Source organism: Leptospiraceae bacterium (assembly GCA_025059995.1).
Classification (GTDB): domain Bacteria; phylum Spirochaetota; class Leptospiria; order Leptospirales; family Leptonemataceae; genus SKYB61.
Map to the genome: position 1 here is coordinate 1 of JANXCF010000002.1, position 21,536 is coordinate 21,536.

Consider the following 21,536-nt stretch of genomic DNA (forward strand, 5'->3'; position numbering starts at 1 on the left):
GAGCGAACGAAAGGAGAGGCTTTGGTTGAGTTTTTATCTTATCTTGGTAAGAGAAAAATGGATTTCGAAGGAAAATTTTATCGCTAAAATATATATAAAATATATATAGGAGATAATCAATGAAAGATAACAAAACTTTTTCCATTCCAGAATGGATCATTTATCCTGCTGTGGGTATTTTTGTTTTCGGTTTGATCGTAGGTGCATTTGGCACACTTTTTTCAAGCAAAGATGTATCTTTGAAATATAAAGAGGAAGCTGGTGTTTATATCGTGAAAGCCAAGTTTGATATGGTTGTTCCTCAACGAACGGAAGCTGTCATTGCGCAAGGGAAAATTCTCTATGAGCAAGCCTGCGCTGCATGTCATTTGGCAGACATGAAAGGAGCTGTCGGACCTAATTTGATTGATAATGAATGGAGAAATCCACCTGCTAAAGAAACCCATCTATTCAAATTAGTCTGGAATGGTATACCCAATGGAAATCCCCCCATGCCTGCAAAAGGAGGACGATTGGATTTTACATCAGAACAAATTTGGAGTATTCTGTATTACATTTCTTCTAAAAATCCAAAGATTGAAAGAGATGCAGTCCCCACTCAATAAGGGGACCTTTTATTTTAATATAGCATCCAAAACACTATCAACACTTTCTTTTTTTATCAACGATTTAACGTAAAAACGAAAAGCACAATTGGAATAAGTAGGGAAATAGATGTTTCTTTCAAACATTCCTGTAATATCCCAGCGAAATTTAGAAAACTCATCTAAGTTATTTTCAAAGATGATAGGGAAGGCATTCCATAAAATAAACTCAATCGAATCAGATGCATTAAATACTTTGAACTTCAAGTGTTTATGACTAAAAATTTCAGGATTATTGATTCGAACGCTTTTCAAAACAAAATAAAGCTCAGGATTACCATTACCAAAAGGTTCTAAAAGACGAATATCGTTTAATAGTTCCTCTCCTAATTGGTCTGGTCTGATACTAAGTTCAAAGTAGTTTTTATAACCTTGCTTTTTTTCTAAATGAAGTCCAGGATAATAATTTTGAGTTAACGTTTTTAGCCGTTCTTTTAACTTTGGGATGTTTTCATAGGTGATGGTAAAACCCACGGCATCGGCATGACCACCAATGTCAACAAACAAATTCTTAAGGGGTAGAAGCATTTCTAAAACATTCACACCATTCCATGATCGAACTGAACCTTTTGCGAATTCTCCATCAGGATTGATCCAAATCGCTGGTTTTTTATATTTTTCTGCCAGTCGAGTCGCCAAGATACCCGAGACACCTGGTTCTAATTCGTGATGATAGAATAAAACAAAACCGACTTCTTCTTGGAGTTCATTATGAGAATTCTCTAAAATCTCTAAATTTTTCTTCGTTCTTTCTTTTCTTTGTTGATTGAATTGAATGAGAACTTGTGTTTTTTCTAATGCCGACAATATATTTTTTTCTAAAAGAATTTCAACGGCTTTTTCGGTTTCTCCTATTCTTCCTGCTGCGTTGAGAACCGGCACAATACTCCAATTCATATCTTTTGATGACAGTGCTTCTAGGTTGATTCCTAATCCTTGAGCTAATCCTACGAGTCCTTCTAAAAAGGTTGGTTTGTAATCAAGTAATCCCAAGCCGGCTTTTACGATGGTTCGGTTTTCTCCGATGAGGGGAACTTGATCGGCAATCATCCCAATCGCTGCTAAAGTTGAATATTTCAAAAAGACATTTAAGATTTCTTTTCGTAGCTCGATGGATAAACAAGTGAGGTATTTTCCGAACTCAAGGGGTTTATCGAAAAATAGGTCTTCTAAGTCATCACGAAGAACTTCGGGAAAATATTGAGAAATCTCAGAAATTCTATATTTAGTGTATTTTTTGATGGGTTGATGATGAAAATCTTTGATTTCATTTAGGCTTGAGAACTTCCCTAAAAAGAATCCATTTTGATAGGCATGAAAGAAGTTTTTATACTGGAAAACAAGAATCCTTTCGAGAGCTGATGCCTTGTATAACTCAAAAAATAAAATGAACTTTAAGCTTAGACCAGAAGTGGAAATCTTATTTTCGTTTTCTAAAACTACTTTTGAAAGATGGGGATTAATAAAAGCAATCTGTTCTAAGACCTTATCAGGAACTGTGATTTGTGGAATATGATGATCAATAATGATTACATCAATATGATTTTCGATCAGCTTTTGGACTACATGTAAGTGAGAACTCCCCATGTCCAAAAAAATCACCAAATCAGGTTTGAATTCTTCAATCAGAGAAATCGTTTTTACGGAGATGCCATAAACATCACTATCTTTTGAATTCTTATAGACAATATCTAAATGTGGATACTGTGATTTAAGATAGTCATAAATCATGGCTGTCGAAGTCACGCCGTCAACGTCCCGATCCCCAAAAATGAAAATTTTTTTATTATGCGAAATTGCGTGATTTAGCTTTATGAATCCTTTTTCGATGTCTGGTAAGTACAAAGGACTATATATCAAAAGTCTTTGGGAAAAAAAATCATGGCTATGTAGGTGCTGATACTCAGGAATCAGAAATAAATCTTTTAGTATCTTGAGTTTTGCAAAGGACATATTCCTTAATAAATTTCTGAAGAGATGTTGAAAAGAAAAAATCTATGAAAATAAGAATTTTTGTATTTTTAGCGGCGCAGGGATTCGAACCCCGGACACGCGGATTATGATTCCGCTGCTCTAACCAACTGAGCTACGCCGCCCAGTAAAAAAAATGGCGCGGGTAGGAATTGAACCTACGACCTTCGGGTTATGAGCCCGACGAGCTACCACTGCTCTACCGCGCGATCTTAGTTAAGACATAAAATCGATCATTCGAATCCTGTCAACTCAAAATTTCATTTATTCACATTCAGAATTAAAGATTAATTTATAAATTCATGAAGGATCAATCCACTTGCCTGATTCTTGAATCAATCTTACTAATTCGAGTGGAGCTTCTTCTTCTGGGACGTTTCTTTTGATCAGCTCTTTTCCCCGGTATAAATTTACTTTTCCCGGAGATGCTCCAACATAACCGAAATCAGCGTCTGCCATTTCTCCCAAACCATTGACGATACAGCCCATGATCGCAATCTTAACTCCTTTGAGATGTTGTGTGAGTTCCTTGATGCGTTGGGTCGTGATTTGTAAATCAAACAAAGTTCTGCCACAAGACGGACAACTAATGAAATCAGCTCTTGATAAACGTAATCGTGTAATTTGAAGAACATCCGTACCAAAAACAAAGCTATCCTCCATACGATCACTTTCTACCCAAAGAATATCCCCTATGCTTGAGTAAATTGAACCTGCACCTAAAATCCCTATGTATGCAATCAAATCATCTTCACTGAGGTTTCTGTATTTCGTAATATTCAGCTTGAGTAGGACGGGAGGTGGTTCACGAAGTTCAGTTCGTAAAAAACGATACCAACGAATCAAATCGATTTCAAAAGAAGACTCAAACGAAATCACAACAGAATATCTTTCGGATATAGATTGAACGTGCATGAAGGTCCTTCTTATGACATCAAGAGATGGAAAATCTCTAAATAAAACATTCAAAATCAAAATGTGTTTTTTCTCAAAAAGAGAGAAAATCTCGAAATGATCATCAAACGAAAAATCCTTGAGGTAAAAACCACATTCCTCGAACTCAGCTATAATTTTTTTGATGTAATCTTTGTCGTGAACTGAAACTTCAAAAATGGGAGTAATTTTGAGATTAAAGTTGAAATTATTTATAAAATTTTTATAATTCTCGAATTCTTCTTTCTTCAAGATAAAATAATCTGGGGGATTCAAAGTGAGGTTTTTGATGAATTCTTCATTTAGTTCAGTGGAATGGAAGTTGATAGCCCATTTCACTTGGTATTGAGAACCAATCTGTGGGATTTCGTAGTTTTTGCTCGTCCTCTTGATTTCGTAAGGTTGGTGAATACTGAGGTTAGGATAATCTTTCAAAGTTTCATATAAAAGTTGATTCTGTTTTTTTATGTTTTCTACGCTTTGAATGATAGCTTTAGCAACAGGGATTTCTTCGATGGGGTCTTCTGTTAAAGAAACTCTGATGGTATCTCCAATTCCTTCTAAAAGTAAAAGCCCGATGCCTGCTGCGGATTTGAGCCTTCCGTCTTTGCCATCTCCTGCTTCTGTTACTCCCAGATGAATGGGATAATTCATGGACTCTTTGAGAAATCTTTCTATCAGCATTTTATAGGCTTGAATCATGATAAAGGGATTAGAAGCCTTCATAGAAACCACAATCTCATGGAAATCATAGTATTCTGCGATCTTGATATATTCGATCACAGACTCTACCATACCTTCAGGAGTATCTCCAAAACGGTTCATGATTCGATCCGACAATGAACCATGATTACATCCTATTCTTAGGGATTTTCCTTGTTCTTTAAGTTTGAGGATCAACGGTTTGAAGGCATGATGGATTTTTTCTATTTCTTTTTCGTATTCCTCGTCAGTATATTCTTTTTTTTCGAAGGTTTTTGTATCGACAAAGTTGCCTGGATTGATTCTTACTTTGTCGGCGTAATCTGCGGCTATCAACGCCGTTTGAGGAGAAAAATGAACATCAGCAACAATAGGACCATCATAACCATCTTGTAGAAGTTTTTCTTTTATTTCTTTCAAAGCCTTTGCTTCTTTGGGGTTTTTAGTGGTGATTCGAACAATTTCACATCCAGCTTCAAATAACTTCTTGGTTTGAAAAACCGTAGCTTCAATATCCAAAGTGGGAGTAGTAGTCATAGATTGCACACGTATAGGTTCATCACCTCCAAGATAGACTTTCCCGACTCGAACTTTTCTTGTGGGAAATCTTTGATACACAAATGGATGATCGAAGTATTTCCCTTGGTAATTTATGTTTTTTGAGGAAAGAACAATCTCTTTGATGTGGCTATTGATATCAATTAGAGAAGTATTTTTCATAAAGTCAAAAAAGAAAACCTTTTGACAATGAAAACATTTTTTACAATATGATGCATGTTTAGTCTCTATAACAACAATCCTGGCTTGGAGCCATTTGACTTAACGACTTATCAAGGAATAAAAAACCGAAACTACCTTTTAGAAGATAGAATCTTAAAGCGTATCCTTTTAAGGTTTTTCATAGAAAATCAGTATTCTCCGGACTATATAATTGCAGTTTGGAAGCATATTTATGGATTTGGAGAAATCGCAGGCTCGGAGTTACAACATTTAGTTGAAATAGCCCACAGAGAAGAAAACATTGGAAAGATTAATGCATTCAACAGAAGCGGTGATGTAATTAACGAAATTGAATATTCATACGAACAAAATCTGATACGTAAAATCACTTTCGATTGGGGATTACTCAATCTAGATCAACACGATGATTGGAAACATCCTTTTCGTTTATTTCATAAAATGTCGTTGGCGTATATATCCAATATGAATGGTGAAGCTGGGGTCAACTGTCCCATAGCAATGACAGATGGAATGATTCAAGCCCTTAAATCGTTGGGAACCCCATCCCAGAAAAAACGATATTTATCCATGATAACTTCTCCAAATACAAAAAGTTATTTTATGTGTGGGCAATACATCACGGAGCGAGTTGGGGGATCAAATGTTGGAGCGAATCGAACCATTGCTAAAAAAATTGAAGAAGCAACAACAGAGGAACCTGCCAAATATATTTTGGTTGGGGAGAAGTGGTTCTGTTCAAACCCTGGTGATTTGTGGGTCACTACCGCAAAAATCGAAGGAACAAATATCATTGGATTATTTTTGATCCCAAAAATCAAGCCTGATGGTTACTACAATAATTTCTTCTATACAAGAAAAAAAGAAATCATGGGAACAAAAGGAAAATTAACCGTAGAAACGATCTATCAGGAAACATACGCAGAAGAATTAGGAAAACCAAAGTATGGTTTATATCATTTAATCAAGTATATCATCAATGTATCTCGTTTGCATGTGGCAATCGCAGCAAGTGGTATGAGTCAGCGAGCCCTGATGGAAACATACAGCTATATCACACACAGAAGAGCTTATGGAAAAAGGATAATTGATTTTTCTCAATCAAAAGGGGAGTATCTAAAAATGCTCTTAAAACACATCACAGTTACTTTGGCAAACTTTTATAATTTTGAGTTCATAGAAAAAGAAGAAAATGATAGCTTGTCAGAACTCCTAACACCTTTATTAAAATATATTTCAACGATTACCTCAACAGCTATCATCAGGCAAGCAATTTTATTTCATGGTGGTAATGGAATTCTTTTGGATTTTAGTTGCCTTCCGCGATTATTAATGGACTCAATCGTGAATGAAACTTGGGAGGGAACTCATCCCGTCATACAAGAGCATGTCATAAGAGCTCTGAAAAAACGAAAAATACAAGAAAGATTAGAAGATGAATTTTTGAAAGTTTCATGGTGGAAATTTCCTCTCAAGAGCGATGAATATGAAAACTACAAAAAGACTTTTTTTACTCTATGGGAAGGCTTCAAACAAGAATGGAATCAAATAGAAAAAGATGAAGAATTACTACAAGCAAATAAACCTGTAATTGTTGCAAACTTGTTTTACATCATTGGTTTTTATTTGCTTTTAAGAGAATGCAACTTTATGATACCTGAAAATTTATATTTTGATGGTTTACATGCGTTTTTCGGTGAATCTAAAAATTCTATAGAAAATTTAAATAAAAACCTTTTTTCTGATTTTAGAGAAAAGATAGAAAATGAAAACTTAAAATTTTTTTATCTTTTGAAATTTTATAATGAACTACGATTTTTATTTCAGCAAGAATATGTTTTCATGAATTTTAAAGACTCAGACTGGGGGTTGCTATCAGAGGTAATATCATACTTTAGTATGCGCAATAAAAACTAAAATGAAAAAAGTATCTTTCCGATTATTTCTTCTCTTGTGATTTTCCCCATCAGGAAAGAATCAAGGGTAATCTCGCTTTGAAGATAGAATTCATTTTCGTTTAATTGAATGGTTTGGTTTTTCATGATCACCTTTGGTAAAGGATTTTTAAAAAACTGGACCTGGTTATTATAGAGGATTCGATCGTTTTTGATTTCTATGATAGCGGGTCCTTTGATAAGAATCTTTCCAGCGATGACGATACCATTTTTTTTAGCAATCACTTCATCGTCTTCTTCAAAATCGCGGGAAAAAATATTAATGATATAAAAGATTGTTTTTTCTTCCCTAAGAGGATTTTCTATTTCGTAGATGCGAAAAAGATTAATATTAACAAGAAGCATAACCAAAAAAGAAAACACAAAACTCAAAAAAACAAAATTCCATGGAAAAGTTTGTTTCGGAATATAAATATCTCTTTTCATGAGGTTTTTTAGTGAGAATAAATATCTTCTACGAAACCTTGCATATCCAACGCTAAGCGAGTGGGTAAAAAGTCAATGGCTTTTAAAAAAAGCTCATATCGGTTTTCTCTTTTAAGCATTTCGTTCAAAATCCTTTTGATTTCGAAAAGATAAATCACGTCATTCTGGGCATATAGAAGTTGCTCGTCAGTTAAATTTGGATTTCCCCAATCGGTTGAGGTGATGGTTTTGTCTAAGGTTTCTCCAAAAAATTCCTTTACAATTTCTTTGAGTCCATGTTTGTCAGTATAGGTTCTTGCTAGGCGGGAGGCTATTTTCGTGCAATAAATGTTTTTCACTTGGATATCTAAACGCATCTTTAAAAAAAGAATATCCGAACGAGCAAAGTGAAAGATTTTTTCAATCTTCTCGTTTTCTAAGATGGATTTGACATTTTGAGGAGGCTTTTCTTCATCGATTTGAACAATAGCGCATGTCCCATTTTCAGAAGCAATCTGAATCAAGCATAATCTATCCCTATAGGGATTTAGACCCATCATTTCGCAGTCAACTGCTAACTGTTGTTGTTGTTCGAATTCTTTTTTGACTTCTTCGGGGATGTCATATTTGAAGACAATAGCTCTGTTCATAAAATTTATTTATTTTATTATTTATTAGTCCTTATAGTCAAATTCATTTTTTCTCTACAAATTTTCGAACACTCGATTTCTATTTCTTTATGGAAGGTTTTACCAAAACTCAGCATTAAGTTGAGTTTTTTTGCATTTCCTAAGTAGAAAATCCAGCGGTTTTTGTAATAATTCGAGATTTCTTCATTCTCGAAGAAATAAAAGTTTTTTACTTGGATCTTTGGTTTTATGATTTTATAGTTGGAATCAAAAAATTCTATCTCTACTCTTGGTTCATCAATGGCAATTCGAAAAAGATTATACCAAATCCTTCTACTACCAACAATGCTCCATTTTGCCACCTCAAAAGGAGGTGTATTCATAGAACCTTCTACGATGTAGGCAATGCATCCAGTTTGATTGAAAATCCAATCTTGATCTGTGCCCGAAACTGAATAGAGCTTACGAGTCAAAGTATAGGGTCTTTTTCGAAATGATACTACTTGGTGTAGCAATTTCTTCCCAAAATAGAGGGCTCGATCGGGAATGGGATTCCATAAGGTGTCAATTGTATAAGGAAATAAGATTTTATTAGCATAAGTATGATAACTCAAGCCAAAACTACAGGGATTTTGTTTCAGAAAGTTCATAATGAGCTGTACCTCTTGTTCTGATGCGGGAGCCACTCCTCGATACATATAGGAATTGGGAACAACATCACTCGCTTTTACCACTGAAGTATGCCAATGAAAAGGATAATTTCGATTCAGGTCTACATTTCTTCCGTTCTTTCGCCCATTGTGAAGGGACTCATACCAAAACCTTTCTAAGCCATCTGGATTAACAACAGGGATAAGATAAATGTCTAATTTTTCTAAAAATTCCTTTCTTTCCTCTAACGAAAGCTTTTGTATTACCTGAGAGGGTGGATTCACAAGGTGAACTGATTCTTCGTCAAGTAAAAGAAACACAAGATCCAAAACGTATTCCACACTCAGTATTTCATTACCGTGATGAAGGGAATTTACGTAAATGGGTATTTTGTAGGGAAAATCAGAATTATGATTAGTAATATGAAGTAAATAAATTGGTCTTTGCTGGTGGGATTTCCCTAAGACAGAGATTCGCACAGAAGAAGGATATTTTTTTTCTAAATATCGAAAAATCGTTTCTAAGCTTTCAAAGTCTTTGTAGCCGTTTTTGATCCACGTGATGTCCTTTGATTTTTTTCTCTTTATTAATTCCGTATCCCACCACAAAAACGGAAAATCATTGATTTCTTCGATTCTGTTAATAGTACGAAAAATTTTCTCAAACTGAGTGGGAACTTTAATCACAATATGCTGATCTAATTCTGTTGATATAGTGTAAAAAATTCGGTTCTCCTTGACGAAATCCAAAAACCAATCATAATCTTTCTTCGGAACTTTAAAAAGTTTAAAGTATTGATACCAATGAATATTTTCTGTATAAAAGAGTTCACTTTTTTGATTTTGATCAGGAATTAATGTAAACATTCTGCAAGAAAAAAGAAAAAACACTAAAAACAGCAAAATTCCAAAAGATTTCATTATTAACGTAAAATTAAGTAGATTGATGAAAAAACAAATCAATTTCTTGTTTCGGAAGTGGATACAAAAAAATTGAACTTCATGCAAGAGCTTGATTTGACTATTTCTTTTTTATTGGGAATGGTGCAGGGAATTGCGGAGTTTCTTCCCATCTCGAGCACAGCCCATATCCGAATTTTACCTGCTTTTATTCAATTACCTGATGTGGGTGCGGCTTACACGGCGGTGATTCAATTAGGTAGTCTGGTAGCTTTATTTGTTTATTTTCGAAATGACCTCAAAGAATTCTTTTTTGCTTCTTATGAAGAATTACAAAACGAATGGAAAAAAAATGACGTCAAAAACTTTTTGCTTACAATTCCAAAGTGGTCACCCAAAGCAAAAATGCTTTTCTATTTGCTCATGGGGACAATCCCCATATCCATTTTGGGTGTTTTGTTGAAGGACTGGATCAAAGGACCTTTTCGTTCTCTTTACGTAGTTGGTGGGAGTTTGATTTTTTTTGCTATTTTACTTTGGATTTCTGATGTTTTTAGCAAACGAAAAAAAACCATAGAAAATATCAATCTTTGGGATTCTCTTTTGATTGGGTTCGCTCAGGCTTTGGCGCTAATTCCTGGAGCTTCTCGTTCGGGTGTGACTCTGATGGCAGGACTTTTTTTACAATATACTCGTGAATCAGCCATGAGGTTTTCTTTTTTGCTGTCCATTCCTGCGATTGCATTGTCAGGATTTTATGAATTGATCAAAGATTGGCAGGAAATCCGAGCTCTTGGATTGGACTCAGTGTTTGTGGGATTCACATCCGCAATTTTTTTTAGTTATATTGCTATTGCGGGATTGTTGAAGTATTTAAGAACTCATAATACCTTTGTGTTTGTTGTATATCGAATTTTTTTAGGGATTTTGATTTATCTTTTGTTGGGCTTAGGAGTGATTCAGCCATAAACCAAAAAAAATTTAAAGTAATCTCTTTGAAAACCGAAAATCAAAATAACTTAATACTGGGGGTATATGATGAAAGCAACTCAACGAAATATGTATGACTCCTACAAAGATACAGAGATTCTAACCGCAGATCAAGGGAAGTTAATTCTAATGCTCTATGATGGTGCTATACGTTTCCTTAATGTGGCTATCGATAATATGGATTTTCGTAAATACGATATTGTTAACAACAACATCATAAAGGCTCAAGATATCATAACAGAATTAATGTTATCTTTGAATTTAGAAGAAGGTGGTGAGATTGCAAGAAACTTGTTTAATATTTATGCCTATTTAAAAAAGCGACTATTGGAAGGAAACATCAAAAAAGATATAGAAATACTTAAAGAAGTAATTTATCATTTAACTACCTTACGTTCAGCTTGGGAAGAAGCGGCAAAAAAAACTTCAACTAAAACTAACCCCGTTACGAGTGAAAGAAAAATTTCAGCAAGTTTTTCTATCACAGGATAATTTAAAAAAACACCATCTTGAATTAGTAAAAAACTTTTATAAATATCGTGAATTACTTATTGTTTTCTATGTGAGCATCAGGTCAAAAAATATAGAAGCTGCATTATCATTAGAAAAGCTAATTAGTGAATACTCTTATTTGTTTCATGAATTGTTAAAAAATTTTCTTCCTCAAACTGAAAATGAAGAAAAATTCATCCATTCCTTGATTATCCGTATTTATCGAATCCAAAAGAAAATCCTTCAAATTTGGGAGCAAAATCAACAAATTTTCCAAGACGCTCATTTTCAGAAACAAGTTGATTTGGTTATAAAAAAATACTTGCAAGAAAAAGGTTTGTGAATTAAAAAAAAAATAAAAATCAATTTTGCAATTTAAGGTAAAAGATGTTTCGTAAATACTTTCTTCTTTTTTTACTCTTTTCCATATCTTTGTATGCCACGGAAGGGCGTCGTATTGCAGTGATTTTTGGAACAAATTACAAAGGCAACGAAATAGGAACCCTGCCTCTTGATTTATGTGAAGCCGATGCTAAGCTGATGGAACAATCTTTACGTCAGTATGGACAATATGATGTAGCCAAAGTCTATTTAGGCTCAATGGTAACTGCTTCTAATGTAAAAAGTGCATTGGAAGAGTTAGCAAAAATATCCAATAAAGAAGACGTGATTTTTCTCTATTTCTCTGGTCATGGAACCTACCAGCGGGATCAAACAGCTCCGAATGGTATCAGGAACTTTTTAATTATGTATCATCGCCCTCATATCTCTGACAAGGAACTTAATGAATGGATGAAGGGTATCAGAGGCAAGGTAGTTTGGGTGTTTGATTGTTGTTTTTCTGGGGGTATTGTAAAAAAAGGAGGTCAAACTCGTGGTGTGGGGGATATACCCATTCCTGAGAATTCGCCTGGCATAGTCATACAAAATGCAGATCAAGACTTTTATTTTCGAGATGCGGTTCTGATTGGTTCAAGTGATTCCAATGAAACTTCGATTGAAATCAGGGGAGAAATCAATCATGGAATTTTTACATATTATTTTGCGAATGCTCTAAATCCTGCCAATGGTGATTTGAATCAAGATAAAACTGTCACTCTTTACGAAGCTTTCACTTGGGCGGCACCCAAAGTCACCGAACATGCAAAAAAGTATCGTCATAAGCAGACACCACAATTACGAGGGAATGCATCAGGGTACTTGGTATCAGGGAATTTAAAACCTATTCTTCCACCTCCACCACCCAAGCCAACTGTTGTAAGTCCTCAACCAGAAGTAACTCTCAACCTTCCATCGAGTGTCATAGTTGAACCGATAACAGAAGAAGAACCACCTGTCATTGATCAAGGCAACTATGGAACAATCGAGATAGCAACAACGATTTTGAAGAGTCGTCAAGCTGGACAAAACACGATGGATCCTACGGAAATCTTAAAAAAAAATCGCATAGGTGATGTTGAAAGAAAAATCCGTGTCTTAGTTTCAGGTAATGAGTTACCTTATCAAGTTCAGTGGCTAGACGAAAAAGAATTACAAAAAAAATTAGACGATGAAATACCATTAGGAGTGTATTCATATCAAGGTAAAGTCTATAAAAATCAAGTGGCATATATCATCATAAAAAAAGTTCCTGTAGGAGTTCATGAGATTCAAATTGAAGCAGATGATTATCCCGTGATAAAAAAAGTCATTGGAGTAGAAAAGAACAAAACTTCAAAAGAAATGGTGGTGGTAAGCTTAGCAAATTATGGTTCTATCAAAGGAAAAGTGTTTTACAAGAATTTTGAACAACCCTTAGCAGGATATGAAGTTTGGATGCCAACCATCACTGGAACAAACTTGATTTACAAAATGAAAACTACAAAAAATGGTTCTTTCTGGTTTTTGAATTTACCTCCCAGTGATTTTTATCAATTAAAACTTTCTTTCTTGGAGAACGTGGATTTGGAAAATCGCTTTATCAAAGTGAGAGCCGGAGAAGTTGTAGAAGTTGACGTAGTTTTAAACAAAAAAAATGTTAGAGAATAATTATGCTAAGATGGATACTTTACATCGTTATTGCTTACTTGGTTTATAGAGTCATCAGATACTTATTGAAGCCTAAAGAAAAAAAATATTATTACGTAGTTGACGAAAAGGAAGGTCTGAGAAAAGAAAGAGACATTACCTCCGAAGTGAAAGTCATTGAAGAAAAAAGAGGAACATCAAATACCAATTAACTATAAAACTCAACAAACTTGTCTAATATGTAAGGGATTGATGCACTAATGATCAGGGACTCAAAATCTTCTAAGTTTAAGAATCCTTCTTTCACCATTTCGACGAGAAACTTTTTGAAGGTTTGGTAATAATCGCTTGTATTCAAAATAGCGATCGGTTTATCAATCAATCGTAATTGTTTGTAAGTAAAAACTTCGAAAAATTCATCCATTGTTCCAATTCCACCGGGGAGAACCAAAAAAGCATCCGACATGGCGATCATTTTTTCTTTCCTTTCTGACATGGAATTGACAAAGATAGTTTGATTGAGGTTCTGATGGGCTAATTCTTTTTCAGCTAAAAACGAAGGAATCACACCATAAATGGGAATACCGTAATGAATAGCAGTATCAGCGAGCAAGCCCATCAATCCAATGCTACCACCACCATAAACAATCTCAAATTTTCGTTTCGAAATTTCTTCGCATAGTTCTCCTACCTTTTTCCCAAAAATAGGATTCATCCCTGTTTTAGAACCTAAAAAAACGCAAATTTTCATTATTAAAAATTTATAAAATTTCTTTAACTTCTTTGGGATTAGACATCGTAAGAACAGGTATGTTTGATTGAAAATGTTCCAGATTTTCTGTGGTTAACCTTTGACTGGTTTTCCCTGGTCCAAAATCAATAATGTATCCTACTTGATGATTGACAGCTGGAAGGATAGCTTTATCCCAATGTAATGTGTTAATCAATAAATCTTTCCCCATGATTTTCAGAAGATCACTATGATTTCGATAATCTTCACCTGTTGCAAAAGTATATATGGGGATTTTAAAGTCTTTGGTGTCATAAGAGAAATTAAGTTTTCTTACATCTTCTAATGATTTTATATATGCTTCTTCCATGTAAGGACTATGAAATGGGCAAGTTGTTTTTAAGAAGATGTATCGAATCTTATGTTCTGCAAAAAAAGTTTGGTTTTCTTTATAAAATAATAAAAGTGATTTTCTATGCGAAGAAAGAATTCGATTTGTTGGCGAGTTGTATAAACTAACATAGATTCTTGGCTCATCTGGGTATTTTTGATTGAAAGCATCGACTAAATGTTTGATGGTAGAATGATCGGATCCCAAAACTGCTACCATAGGGGAAGGATCACTTAGCTTGAGTTCATGGGCTAACTTTAAGTCTTCTTCAGAAGGCTCTAAATAAGGGAAAACTTCCTGTGATCTCAACGCCAAATAAGTAATGTATTTCATATAAAAACGCAAAGCTTCGTAGTAATCATTTCCATCTAGACCCAGAGCAACTAATGTGATGGAGATCAAACCTTGACTATGTCCCGTAGCTCCGGCTACAATTTCTAATATTTTTTCTAAAGGATATCTAGTTCGAAGCTGCTCAAAATATGCTAATTGTGTTACTTGAATCATAATCAAAGAAATACCCGCAGTAGAAAGATAATCTTCTTCAGGTAGGGTTGACTCATCTTTAAGCCAGAGCTCAGGATGAATACCTTTTGGAGTTGCAATTGCATTCGATGTAAGTGATTTTAACTCATTTAAAGAATCAAAGCAATGAAAGAAAAATTCTTTATACTCTTGGGTATCATATATTTTTTTTAGTTCTCGATACCAGGGACTTCCTTGTCCCCCCATTTGGAAAAAAACTTTTTTCTCTTTAGTTTTTAAAAGATTTTCGATGATAGACATAAAAAACCTCTATTTGTTTACTCGTTCAACAAAGGATAAATCTCGTAAGTCTATTTTGATAATATCACCCTGTCGAATATGAATGGGGACTAGGATTTCGCCTCCAGTTTCCACTTGAACCTTTTTCCATGCAGTTCCAACGGTGTCTCCTTTGACACCTTCTTCTGCATAAGTTACTTCTAATTCCACGAAGGTTGGAGGAGAAACACTCACCGGCTGATTTTCATAAAAATAAATATCAAACGTCATTTGTTCTTTGATGAACTGTAAAATATCTTCTAATAGTGAAACAGGGATGTTGAATTGTTCATAATCATTTTGATCCATCATGACTAAATTATCACCTTCTCTATAAAGATAAGTCATAGTTCGTTTGTCTAATTCCACATCTTCAATTTTTTCTGAAGATTTAAACGTTCTTTCTACAATGTTCCCTTTTTTGATATGTTTGATCTTAGTTCGGACAAACGCACTGCCTTTCCCAGGATTAACAAACTGAGAAAAAGTAACAGTATACAATTCTCCATCAACTTTGATTACCATTCCTTTTCTTAAATCAATTGGGTTTATCATATAATATGCAATTTTTTGTTATAAGATTGAATGTCTATATTTTTTTTTGAATTTTGATGATTTACAGTTTTTCTTTGCGTAGAACTCTTTGGATAAGTCGAAGCAAACCACTTTGTAGTTTTCTTTCATCAATCATGGATAAAAAAAGATTTATCAAGTTTTCGTAATGGGGATAGATAATAGAATAATTTTCTTCATTGATTTTGAAAAGAAAATATGCATTCGTTCTCATTTCTTTGGGGGATAAGAACTTCTTTTGTTTTTTAGACTCGTTTGCTATGATGAATAAAAGTTCTTTAATCGCTTTTTCTGATTTACTTTTGATTTCATCTAATCTATATAGGGTTTCGCTAATTTCGTTGAGTAGTTCTTTTTCTTCTTCGGTAATGAGTTCTAACTCTTTTTTTCGTAAGCTTTGATAAACTTGGAAGTAATAATTATAATTCTTAAGGAGATCATTTTTGATAAGAATGGTCTGCTTGGTGATTCTTAATAATGATAAAAAATACAGAGGCATCAAATATGGTTTATGAAGACCTTCAATAAATTGAATTATTGACTCGGAAATTTTTTCTGGAAGGTTTTCTATGTCATTTAAGATGAGATCTATGTCTTCTTTTTTAGTGATGTTTGTAAGTTTATTATATATTTCTTTGTAGATTTCAATTTGTTCCATTTAGTCTAATTAGTCCAGATCCAAATTGGGTTTTTCTGGAAGTTGACTTTTGATTTCTGTGAGTCTTTTTTTGGCTAGCTGTATTTGTTCTTTTACTCTCGATAGTGACGTTCCACCTCGACTTTTCTTTTTTTCTGTGCTTAGTTTGAGGTCAATGGCTCGAAAATAAAATTCATCATTTCCCAGTAAAGGGTGGATTTGACTTCTGATTTCCTTTGGGATATTTCCTAAGTGATAAGACTTTTCAACACAAATTCTTACCAACATTCCAACGATGTGATGGGCTTCTCGAAAGGGAAGATTACCTTCAACGACTAAAGCATCTGCTAAATCCGTTGCCGTGGCAAATCCTTGATGTAAGGAATTCTCTAAATTTTTTTCTTTTACTTTGAAGTGGGATATCAAGAGTATTGTAGCTTCAATCAGATCGATCACTTCTTCGGACTCAAGCAGTGGTTTTCTGTCTTCTTGTAGGTCTCGATTGTACGTTAATGGCAGGGCTTTCATAACAATCATGAGGGTATTTAGATTTGAAATCAACCTTCCACTTTTTGCTCGAATGAGCTCTGCCAAATCCAGATTTTTCTTTTGTGGCATGAGGGAACTTCCTGTTGTGAGTTCATCTGGAAATTCCAAAAAATTAAATTCAACACTGCTATATAAAATCAATTCTTCACACAAACGTGATAAATGAAGAGAAATCATGGCAACAGCATACAAAAGATTGAAAATATGATCTCTACTTGATACAGCATCCATGGAATTTTCATAAAAATCAGAAAAACCTAATTCCTTTCTGAGAAACTCTCGATCGTTTTCGTAGTTTACTCCTGCAACTGCTCCCACTCCCAAAGGGAGTCGATCTGCTTGTTGGTAGGCAAACATCATTCTTTCTATGTCTCGTAAAAACATCCAGAAATACGACATCAAATAATGAGACATACGAACTGGTTGTGCCACCTGCAAATGTGTGTATGAAGGCATGATCACATCCATCAACTCTTCTGAGCGAGAGACTATGACTTCGCACAATCGATATAAAGAATTTAAAATTTCAAAAGAAACCTTTTTTACAAATAAGTGGGTATCTACGGCGATTTGGTCATTTCGTGATCGAGCAGTATGAAGTTTTCCTGCAATTGGACCAATCAGTTCTTTTAACCGATTTTCGACATGGGTGTGGATGTCTTCTAACTCAGGAAAAAGCGGAAACTCTTGATTTTCGATTTCTTTTTGAATTTTCTTTAAACCATCGAGGATTTGATGAGCTTCTTCATCACTAAGTAGTCCTATGTTTTTTAGCATTTTTGCATGAGCATACGAACCTTTTAAATCTTCTCGATAAAGTTTTATATCTAAAGAGATTGACTCTCCAATCTTAATTAAAAGAGGATGGAGTTTTCCCTCACTTCTTCCTTTCCATAAAGTTTCTTTTGTTGACATTCTTTGAATTTCGATACTTAAAAACCAATGTCAAATCAAAATTAATGATACGACATCGAAAATCAAACAGAACTAAACCTTGAGCTTTAATAACACTTCTCTAACAGAATCATTAGGTGATGATAACTCTTCGATAAATAACTCATAATCTAAAACCAAGTGAGAGACATGGGATACTTCGATAAATAGATTTTTAAATCGTTGATAAATAACGTCTTTCCTTGCATTAACGGAAACGACGAGGTAGGAATCATATGACAACGCTATTCCAATATCTCGTTTTTTGAATTTTGAACGGATTACTTTGTCGATTTCGAGAACCAATTCATGTAGTCCAAAAATCCGAATGTTTTGAGTATACTTTTGAAGTTGCTCAAACTTGAAGTGAGAAATACAGACAGGAATATTTTTTTGCAAATATGGTTTAATGATGTTATCAATATAATCGATGGCTATTTCAATGTAATCAAAGTAGTTGGATGATAAAAAAATCGGATTTCGAACCATGATCCTTTTGATGGTGGGGTAAAATTCTTTCTTTAGGAGCTGGGGTAGGATTTCATCACTTCTTTGTGGAAAGATAAGAACGATTTGAATTTTCCCAAAAGTAAACTCTTTTTGTTTGATGAAGAAATTTTCTTTAGAAGAAAACATGACCCCAAATTCTTTGAATGAAATATCCCTATACTTCAGGTTCATATAAAAACAACCTGAATGTAAAAAGTAGAAAAACAAAATAAATTCAGTTATATTTCTGGGTTGAAATTGTTCTAAAAACTGCAGATAAGCTTTTTGATCCTCAGCATCTAAATTCAAAAGAGCTTCGTTCCAAAAAAGCTCAAGTTGATCTTTTACTTCAAGAAGTAGTGGAAAACGTTGGTATAATTCTTGATAAAATTCTTCCCATTCCATTGTTTCTATAAATAAGAACTCAAAAAATATGTAAATTCATTTTTTTGATTAAGCTAAGATTTCCATTTTACGTTATTATCAAAAAATATCGAAAATAAAGTATGATTCTTTGGGAAAAATTTCTTTCTGAGATCGCCTCCAAAACAAAATCAGGAGATATAACTTCTCGTGTATTTCAATTTTTGTTTTTTTTTGTGGGGCTGCTTCTTTTGATTGGAAATTTTTTTTTAAATAATGATTTATCCTTACAAGAGCATTCAGGTATTGTTGGATATTTTATCAATCGCATTCTTTATGATTTGTTTGGAACATTGAGCTTCCTCATCGGACCTTTTTTTATTCTTATTTCTATTAGAAGTTATCTTCTATCGCAACTTGAGGTTTTAAAGAATGGATTTGTGGGAACGCTTTTATTTTTGATTTTTGGTAGTGCTTTGATGAAGGTTTTTGGTTGGGAAAATCATGGTTTTATAGGATTGCATTTATATAATTTGGGTTCTTTTCTTTTCGGGAAGTTAGGATTTGTGTTTTTCGCATTTTTCTTTTTTGGTTTAGGGGTGAGTTATCTTTTCTTCCGTAGTTTGCCAAGCTTGAATTGGAAAAGTTTTTGGAAGTTAATTGCTCAAAAATTCGAAAATAAGGATTTTGTCTGGTTAAAAAATCTTTTGTTTCGTCCACAAGATTTTAAATTTCAGACTTTACGAGATACCAATAAAAATCTCCCTGAAAACCAAGAAAACCAAGTTAGAAAAGAAAAGAAAACTTTTTTTGATTGGGAAATTAAATCAGAACAAACAGAAAGTAGAAGTGAAAATATCCTTCAAGATTTGATACCTTTAGAGGAGCTGAATCAAGAAGAAGAAATAGAAATAACAAGAGAAATCGATAATGAAAACAAAAGCCAAGATTCAAAAACGACAAAAACGAAAAACGAAATCCAAGAATTCAATCAAAATGTTGTTCAAGCACTTTCTACCAATGCCACAAACAAAAACGAGATGAATAAAAACTCAAAAGAAAATTTAAACTATAGTGCGATGGTATCAAAAAACACAACAGATAATATTAATGATGACGAAAAACATCCTATGAAAAGTTTTTATGTCATTTTTGATCCCGAAAAAGATCGCTTTGTCTTTACCACAAAGAAATTAAGTTTTCATTATGACGAAAACTCAATCACGAAATTCTTCGATGATATTGATTTTGATTCTGAACTCAATTTTATGATTACAACACTACCCAAGCATAGAGATTTAAAACAAGAATTCACAAATCAAAAAATCGAAACTAAACCCGTATCAACTCAAATTGTCGCTAAAGAAAAGGTGCAGGACAAAAACGTTCAAAACGATCAAACGAATAAATCGTATGAAACACAAAAAGAAGTAATTTCTCTATCATCGGAGCTCGAACCAGCCAATGCGAAAAATATATTTTTGGAGGAATCAAATCAAACTGAAGCAATCATAGAAGTTCCAGTTCCTATAGAAATTAAATCAGAAAAAGAATTAGCCAAGCCAAATCAATTAGAGAATATACAACAAAAAATCAAGGAGCTACAAAGTCGAATTTTGTCTAGTGAAAAATTAAATTCTATTTATAAACTTTCTTTACAAAGCTTGAAAAAGATGGAAACATCTTCTTTGTTTTCTTTGGAGTTCCAGCATGAGGTTCAAGAAAACTGGAAGAAATTGGAGCAGGTTTTAATGGATTATGGTATCAAAGGACAGGTGGTGGGAGCTACGCGTGGTCCTATGATTACCATGTATGAGGTTCGATTGGAACCAGGAGTTCGAGTGAGTCGGATTTTGGGGATTCAGGATGAAATCCGAATGAACTTGGCAGCACATTCTGTGAGGATTGTGGCTCCTATTCCCGGAAAAAGCACGATAGGAATAGAAATTCCAAATCGCACAAGAGAATTTGTTAGTTTATCAGAACTCATCCAAAAAGACTCGGAATTTTTCTCGAAGAAAAGAGACATCAATATCCCTTTGGGCAAGGATGTTTTAGGAAAGACTCGTTATATTGATTTAACAAGGCTTCCTCATCTTTTGATTGCTGGAGCTACTGGCTCAGGGAAATCGGTTTTTCTTAACTCCATTATAGCTTCTTTGTTGTTTCAATATTCTCCGGAGTATATTCGTTTTTTGATGATTGATCCCAAGATGGTGGAACTCAAGCTTTACGAGGGAATCCCCCATCTTTTATATCCCGTAATCATTGACGTGAAGTTGGCGGAAAAAGCTCTCCATTGGGCAGTCGAAGAAATGGAGAATCGATACAAGTTATTTTCTTTGATGAAGTGTCGAGACATTCGCTCATACAATGAAAAAATCCAGAAAGGCACGATAAAGGGTAGGATTATTCCCTATATTGTTATCATCATTGATGAGTTGTCGGATTTGATGATGGTGGCACCTAAAGAAGTTGAAGAATCCATGATTCGTTTGACTCAAAAAGCACGAGCTGTGGGTATCCACATGATTTTGGCTACCCAACGCCCATCAGTGGATGTAATCACAGCATTAATCAAAGCGAACTGTCCTGCGAGGATAAGTTTTCAGGTGGCTCAAAAAGTAGACTCAAGGATTATCTTGGATGCAAATGGAGCTGAAACCCTTTTAGGAAAAGGGGATATGCTATATCGATCTCCAGCATCCACTACACCCATCCGCGTTCAAGCACCCAACATCACAGAAGAAGAAATTGATTCAATCGTAAAAGAAACCCAAAAGTACGATGCGGGAGAGTTCATAGAACTGCCCGATACAAATCCCGAGGAAGTGATAGATGACATTCAAAGCATCGATGAAGAGTTGATTGACAAAGCATGGAAAATCATCACAGAAACAGGCAAAACTTCCATATCCTACATTCAAAGACGATTACGCATTGGGTATAATCGAGCTGCCAACATCATTGAACACTTAGAAAAAATAGGTTATTTGAGTCCTCCTGTTGGAAACAAACCAAGAGAAATCCTAAAAAGAGATTAAAAGAAAA

General features: G+C 34.2%; 19 protein-coding genes and 2 tRNA genes. 8 read left to right on the forward strand and 13 right to left on the reverse strand.

The window, feature by feature from the left end; genetic code table 11:
• Positions 1–119 precede the first annotated feature (119 nt).
• On the forward strand, positions 120–605 hold the full coding sequence (locus tag NZ853_02265) for a cytochrome c (GenBank protein ID MCS7204502.1): 486 nt from the start codon (positions 120–122) through the stop codon (positions 603–605).
• A gap of 9 nt (positions 606–614) precedes the next feature.
• Here the strand turns inward: NZ853_02265 and NZ853_02270 are convergent, their stop codons facing one another.
• From NZ853_02270 to ispG, 4 genes are all read right to left on the reverse strand, one after another.
• Positions 615–2,597 (reverse strand): DHH family phosphoesterase, encoded by a 1,983-nt coding sequence (locus NZ853_02270; GenBank protein MCS7204503.1) that lies wholly within the window; start codon positions 2,595–2,597, stop codon positions 615–617.
• A 69-nt stretch (positions 2,598–2,666) separates the two neighbouring features.
• A tRNA-Met gene (locus NZ853_02275) sits at positions 2,667–2,740 on the reverse strand.
• 12 nt (positions 2,741–2,752) lie between these two features.
• Positions 2,753–2,824: transfer RNA gene (locus NZ853_02280), tRNA-Met, on the reverse strand.
• 91 nt (positions 2,825–2,915) lie between these two features.
• Positions 2,916–4,970 carry a (E)-4-hydroxy-3-methylbut-2-enyl-diphosphate synthase gene (ispG, locus tag NZ853_02285; GenBank protein MCS7204504.1) on the reverse strand — a complete coding sequence of 685 codons (2,055 nt, stop codon included), beginning with the start codon at positions 4,968–4,970 and terminating at the stop codon, positions 2,916–2,918.
• Positions 4,971–5,024: 54 nt separating this feature from the next.
• Here ispG and NZ853_02290 point away from each other — a divergent pair, with 54 nt between their 5' ends.
• Positions 5,025–6,905, forward strand: coding sequence for an acyl-CoA dehydrogenase family protein (locus NZ853_02290; GenBank protein ID MCS7204505.1), 1,881 nt, complete (start codon positions 5,025–5,027; stop codon positions 6,903–6,905).
• Here NZ853_02290 and NZ853_02295 read toward each other — a convergent pair.
• Genes NZ853_02295 through NZ853_02305 form a run of 3 tightly spaced genes read right to left on the reverse strand, consistent with a single transcriptional unit; the run spans position 6,902 to position 9,494 of the window.
• A complete protein-coding gene (locus NZ853_02295) occupies positions 6,902–7,369 on the reverse strand; it encodes a hypothetical protein (protein ID MCS7204506.1) in 468 nt (155 codons plus the stop codon). The two genes, NZ853_02290 and NZ853_02295, sit on opposite strands and share 4 nt — an antisense overlap.
• 8 nt (positions 7,370–7,377) lie before the next feature.
• Positions 7,378–7,998 carry a ribonuclease D gene (locus NZ853_02300; protein MCS7204507.1) on the reverse strand — a complete coding sequence of 207 codons (621 nt, stop codon included), beginning with the start codon at positions 7,996–7,998 and terminating at the stop codon, positions 7,378–7,380.
• A gap of 17 nt (positions 7,999–8,015) precedes the next feature.
• Positions 8,016–9,494, reverse strand: coding sequence for a M14 family zinc carboxypeptidase (locus NZ853_02305; GenBank protein MCS7204508.1), 1,479 nt, complete (start codon positions 9,492–9,494; stop codon positions 8,016–8,018).
• A 111-nt stretch (positions 9,495–9,605) separates the two neighbouring features.
• Between NZ853_02305 and NZ853_02310 the strand changes: the two genes are divergently transcribed.
• The 5 genes from NZ853_02310 (at position 9,606) to NZ853_02330 (ending at position 13,228) form a co-directional block, all read left to right on the forward strand.
• Positions 9,606–10,496, forward strand: a complete 891-nt coding sequence (locus tag NZ853_02310) for an undecaprenyl-diphosphatase (GenBank protein MCS7204509.1) — start codon at positions 9,606–9,608, stop codon at positions 10,494–10,496.
• 90 nt (positions 10,497–10,586) lie between these two features.
• On the forward strand, positions 10,587–11,009 hold the full coding sequence (fliS, locus tag NZ853_02315; GenBank protein MCS7204510.1) for a flagellar export chaperone FliS: 423 nt from the start codon (positions 10,587–10,589) through the stop codon (positions 11,007–11,009).
• Positions 10,969–11,352, forward strand: a complete 384-nt coding sequence (locus NZ853_02320) for a hypothetical protein (protein MCS7204511.1) — start codon at positions 10,969–10,971, stop codon at positions 11,350–11,352. The genes fliS and NZ853_02320 overlap by 41 nt, the downstream gene beginning before the upstream one ends.
• Before the next feature lie 44 nt (positions 11,353–11,396).
• Positions 11,397–13,037 carry a caspase family protein gene (locus tag NZ853_02325; GenBank protein ID MCS7204512.1) on the forward strand — a complete coding sequence of 547 codons (1,641 nt, stop codon included), beginning with the start codon at positions 11,397–11,399 and terminating at the stop codon, positions 13,035–13,037.
• Between the two features lie 2 nt (positions 13,038–13,039).
• Positions 13,040–13,228, forward strand: coding sequence for a hypothetical protein (locus tag NZ853_02330; protein ID MCS7204513.1), 189 nt, complete (start codon positions 13,040–13,042; stop codon positions 13,226–13,228).
• Here NZ853_02330 and NZ853_02335 read toward each other — a convergent pair.
• The 6 genes from NZ853_02335 to NZ853_02360 all read right to left on the reverse strand — a co-directional run bounded on the left by NZ853_02335 (position 13,225) and on the right by NZ853_02360 (position 18,527).
• On the reverse strand, positions 13,225–13,767 hold the full coding sequence (locus NZ853_02335) for a TIGR00730 family Rossman fold protein (GenBank protein MCS7204514.1): 543 nt from the start codon (positions 13,765–13,767) through the stop codon (positions 13,225–13,227). The genes NZ853_02330 and NZ853_02335 overlap by 4 nt on opposite strands.
• A gap of 10 nt (positions 13,768–13,777) precedes the next feature.
• Complete coding sequence (locus tag NZ853_02340) at positions 13,778–14,923, reverse strand: hypothetical protein (GenBank protein ID MCS7204515.1); 1,146 nt, start codon at positions 14,921–14,923, stop codon at positions 13,778–13,780.
• 9 nt (positions 14,924–14,932) lie between these two features.
• Complete coding sequence (efp, locus tag NZ853_02345) at positions 14,933–15,496, reverse strand: elongation factor P (protein MCS7204516.1); 564 nt, start codon at positions 15,494–15,496, stop codon at positions 14,933–14,935.
• A 61-nt stretch (positions 15,497–15,557) separates the two neighbouring features.
• Complete coding sequence (locus NZ853_02350; GenBank protein ID MCS7204517.1) at positions 15,558–16,172, reverse strand: hypothetical protein; 615 nt, start codon at positions 16,170–16,172, stop codon at positions 15,558–15,560.
• 9 nt (positions 16,173–16,181) lie between these two features.
• Positions 16,182–17,615: an argininosuccinate lyase gene (argH, locus tag NZ853_02355; protein MCS7204518.1), complete on the reverse strand. Its 1,434-nt coding sequence runs from the start codon at positions 17,613–17,615 to the stop codon at positions 16,182–16,184.
• A 72-nt stretch (positions 17,616–17,687) separates the two neighbouring features.
• Positions 17,688–18,527 (reverse strand): hypothetical protein, encoded by an 840-nt coding sequence (locus NZ853_02360; protein ID MCS7204519.1) that lies wholly within the window; start codon positions 18,525–18,527, stop codon positions 17,688–17,690.
• Positions 18,528–18,628: 101 nt separating this feature from the next.
• Between NZ853_02360 and NZ853_02365 the strand changes: the two genes are divergently transcribed.
• Complete coding sequence (locus tag NZ853_02365; protein ID MCS7204520.1) at positions 18,629–21,529, forward strand: DNA translocase FtsK; 2,901 nt, start codon at positions 18,629–18,631, stop codon at positions 21,527–21,529.
• Positions 21,530–21,536 lie beyond the last annotated feature (7 nt).

Excerpts from the sequence above, each read along its gene's own strand:
- NZ853_02265 (MCS7204502.1), top strand. The coding sequence starts at position 120 with ATGAAAGATAACAAAACTTTTTCCATTCCAGAATGGATCATTTATCCT.
- argH (MCS7204518.1), bottom strand. The coding sequence starts at position 17,615 with ATGTCAACAAAAGAAACTTTATGGAAAGGAAGAAGTGAGGGAAAACTC.
- NZ853_02270 (MCS7204503.1), bottom strand. The coding sequence starts at position 2,597 with ATGTCCTTTGCAAAACTCAAGATACTAAAAGATTTATTTCTGATTCCT.
- NZ853_02295 (MCS7204506.1), bottom strand. The coding sequence starts at position 7,369 with ATGAAAAGAGATATTTATATTCCGAAACAAACTTTTCCATGGAATTTT.
- NZ853_02360 (MCS7204519.1), bottom strand. The coding sequence starts at position 18,527 with ATGGAATGGGAAGAATTTTATCAAGAATTATACCAACGTTTTCCACTA.
- NZ853_02290 (MCS7204505.1), top strand. The coding sequence starts at position 5,025 with ATGTTTAGTCTCTATAACAACAATCCTGGCTTGGAGCCATTTGACTTA.
- ispG (MCS7204504.1), bottom strand. The coding sequence starts at position 4,970 with ATGAAAAATACTTCTCTAATTGATATCAATAGCCACATCAAAGAGATT.
- NZ853_02300 (MCS7204507.1), bottom strand. The coding sequence starts at position 7,998 with ATGAACAGAGCTATTGTCTTCAAATATGACATCCCCGAAGAAGTCAAA.
- NZ853_02340 (MCS7204515.1), bottom strand. The coding sequence starts at position 14,923 with ATGTCTATCATCGAAAATCTTTTAAAAACTAAAGAGAAAAAAGTTTTT.
- NZ853_02335 (MCS7204514.1), bottom strand. The coding sequence starts at position 13,767 with ATGAAAATTTGCGTTTTTTTAGGTTCTAAAACAGGGATGAATCCTATT.
- NZ853_02350 (MCS7204517.1), bottom strand. The coding sequence starts at position 16,172 with ATGGAACAAATTGAAATCTACAAAGAAATATATAATAAACTTACAAAC.
- NZ853_02305 (MCS7204508.1), bottom strand. The coding sequence starts at position 9,494 with ATGTTTACATTAATTCCTGATCAAAATCAAAAAAGTGAACTCTTTTAT.
- NZ853_02365 (MCS7204520.1), top strand. The coding sequence starts at position 18,629 with ATGATTCTTTGGGAAAAATTTCTTTCTGAGATCGCCTCCAAAACAAAA.
- efp (MCS7204516.1), bottom strand. The coding sequence starts at position 15,496 with ATGATAAACCCAATTGATTTAAGAAAAGGAATGGTAATCAAAGTTGAT.
- NZ853_02325 (MCS7204512.1), top strand. The coding sequence starts at position 11,397 with ATGTTTCGTAAATACTTTCTTCTTTTTTTACTCTTTTCCATATCTTTG.
- NZ853_02330 (MCS7204513.1), top strand. The coding sequence starts at position 13,040 with ATGCTAAGATGGATACTTTACATCGTTATTGCTTACTTGGTTTATAGA.
- fliS (MCS7204510.1), top strand. The coding sequence starts at position 10,587 with ATGTATGACTCCTACAAAGATACAGAGATTCTAACCGCAGATCAAGGG.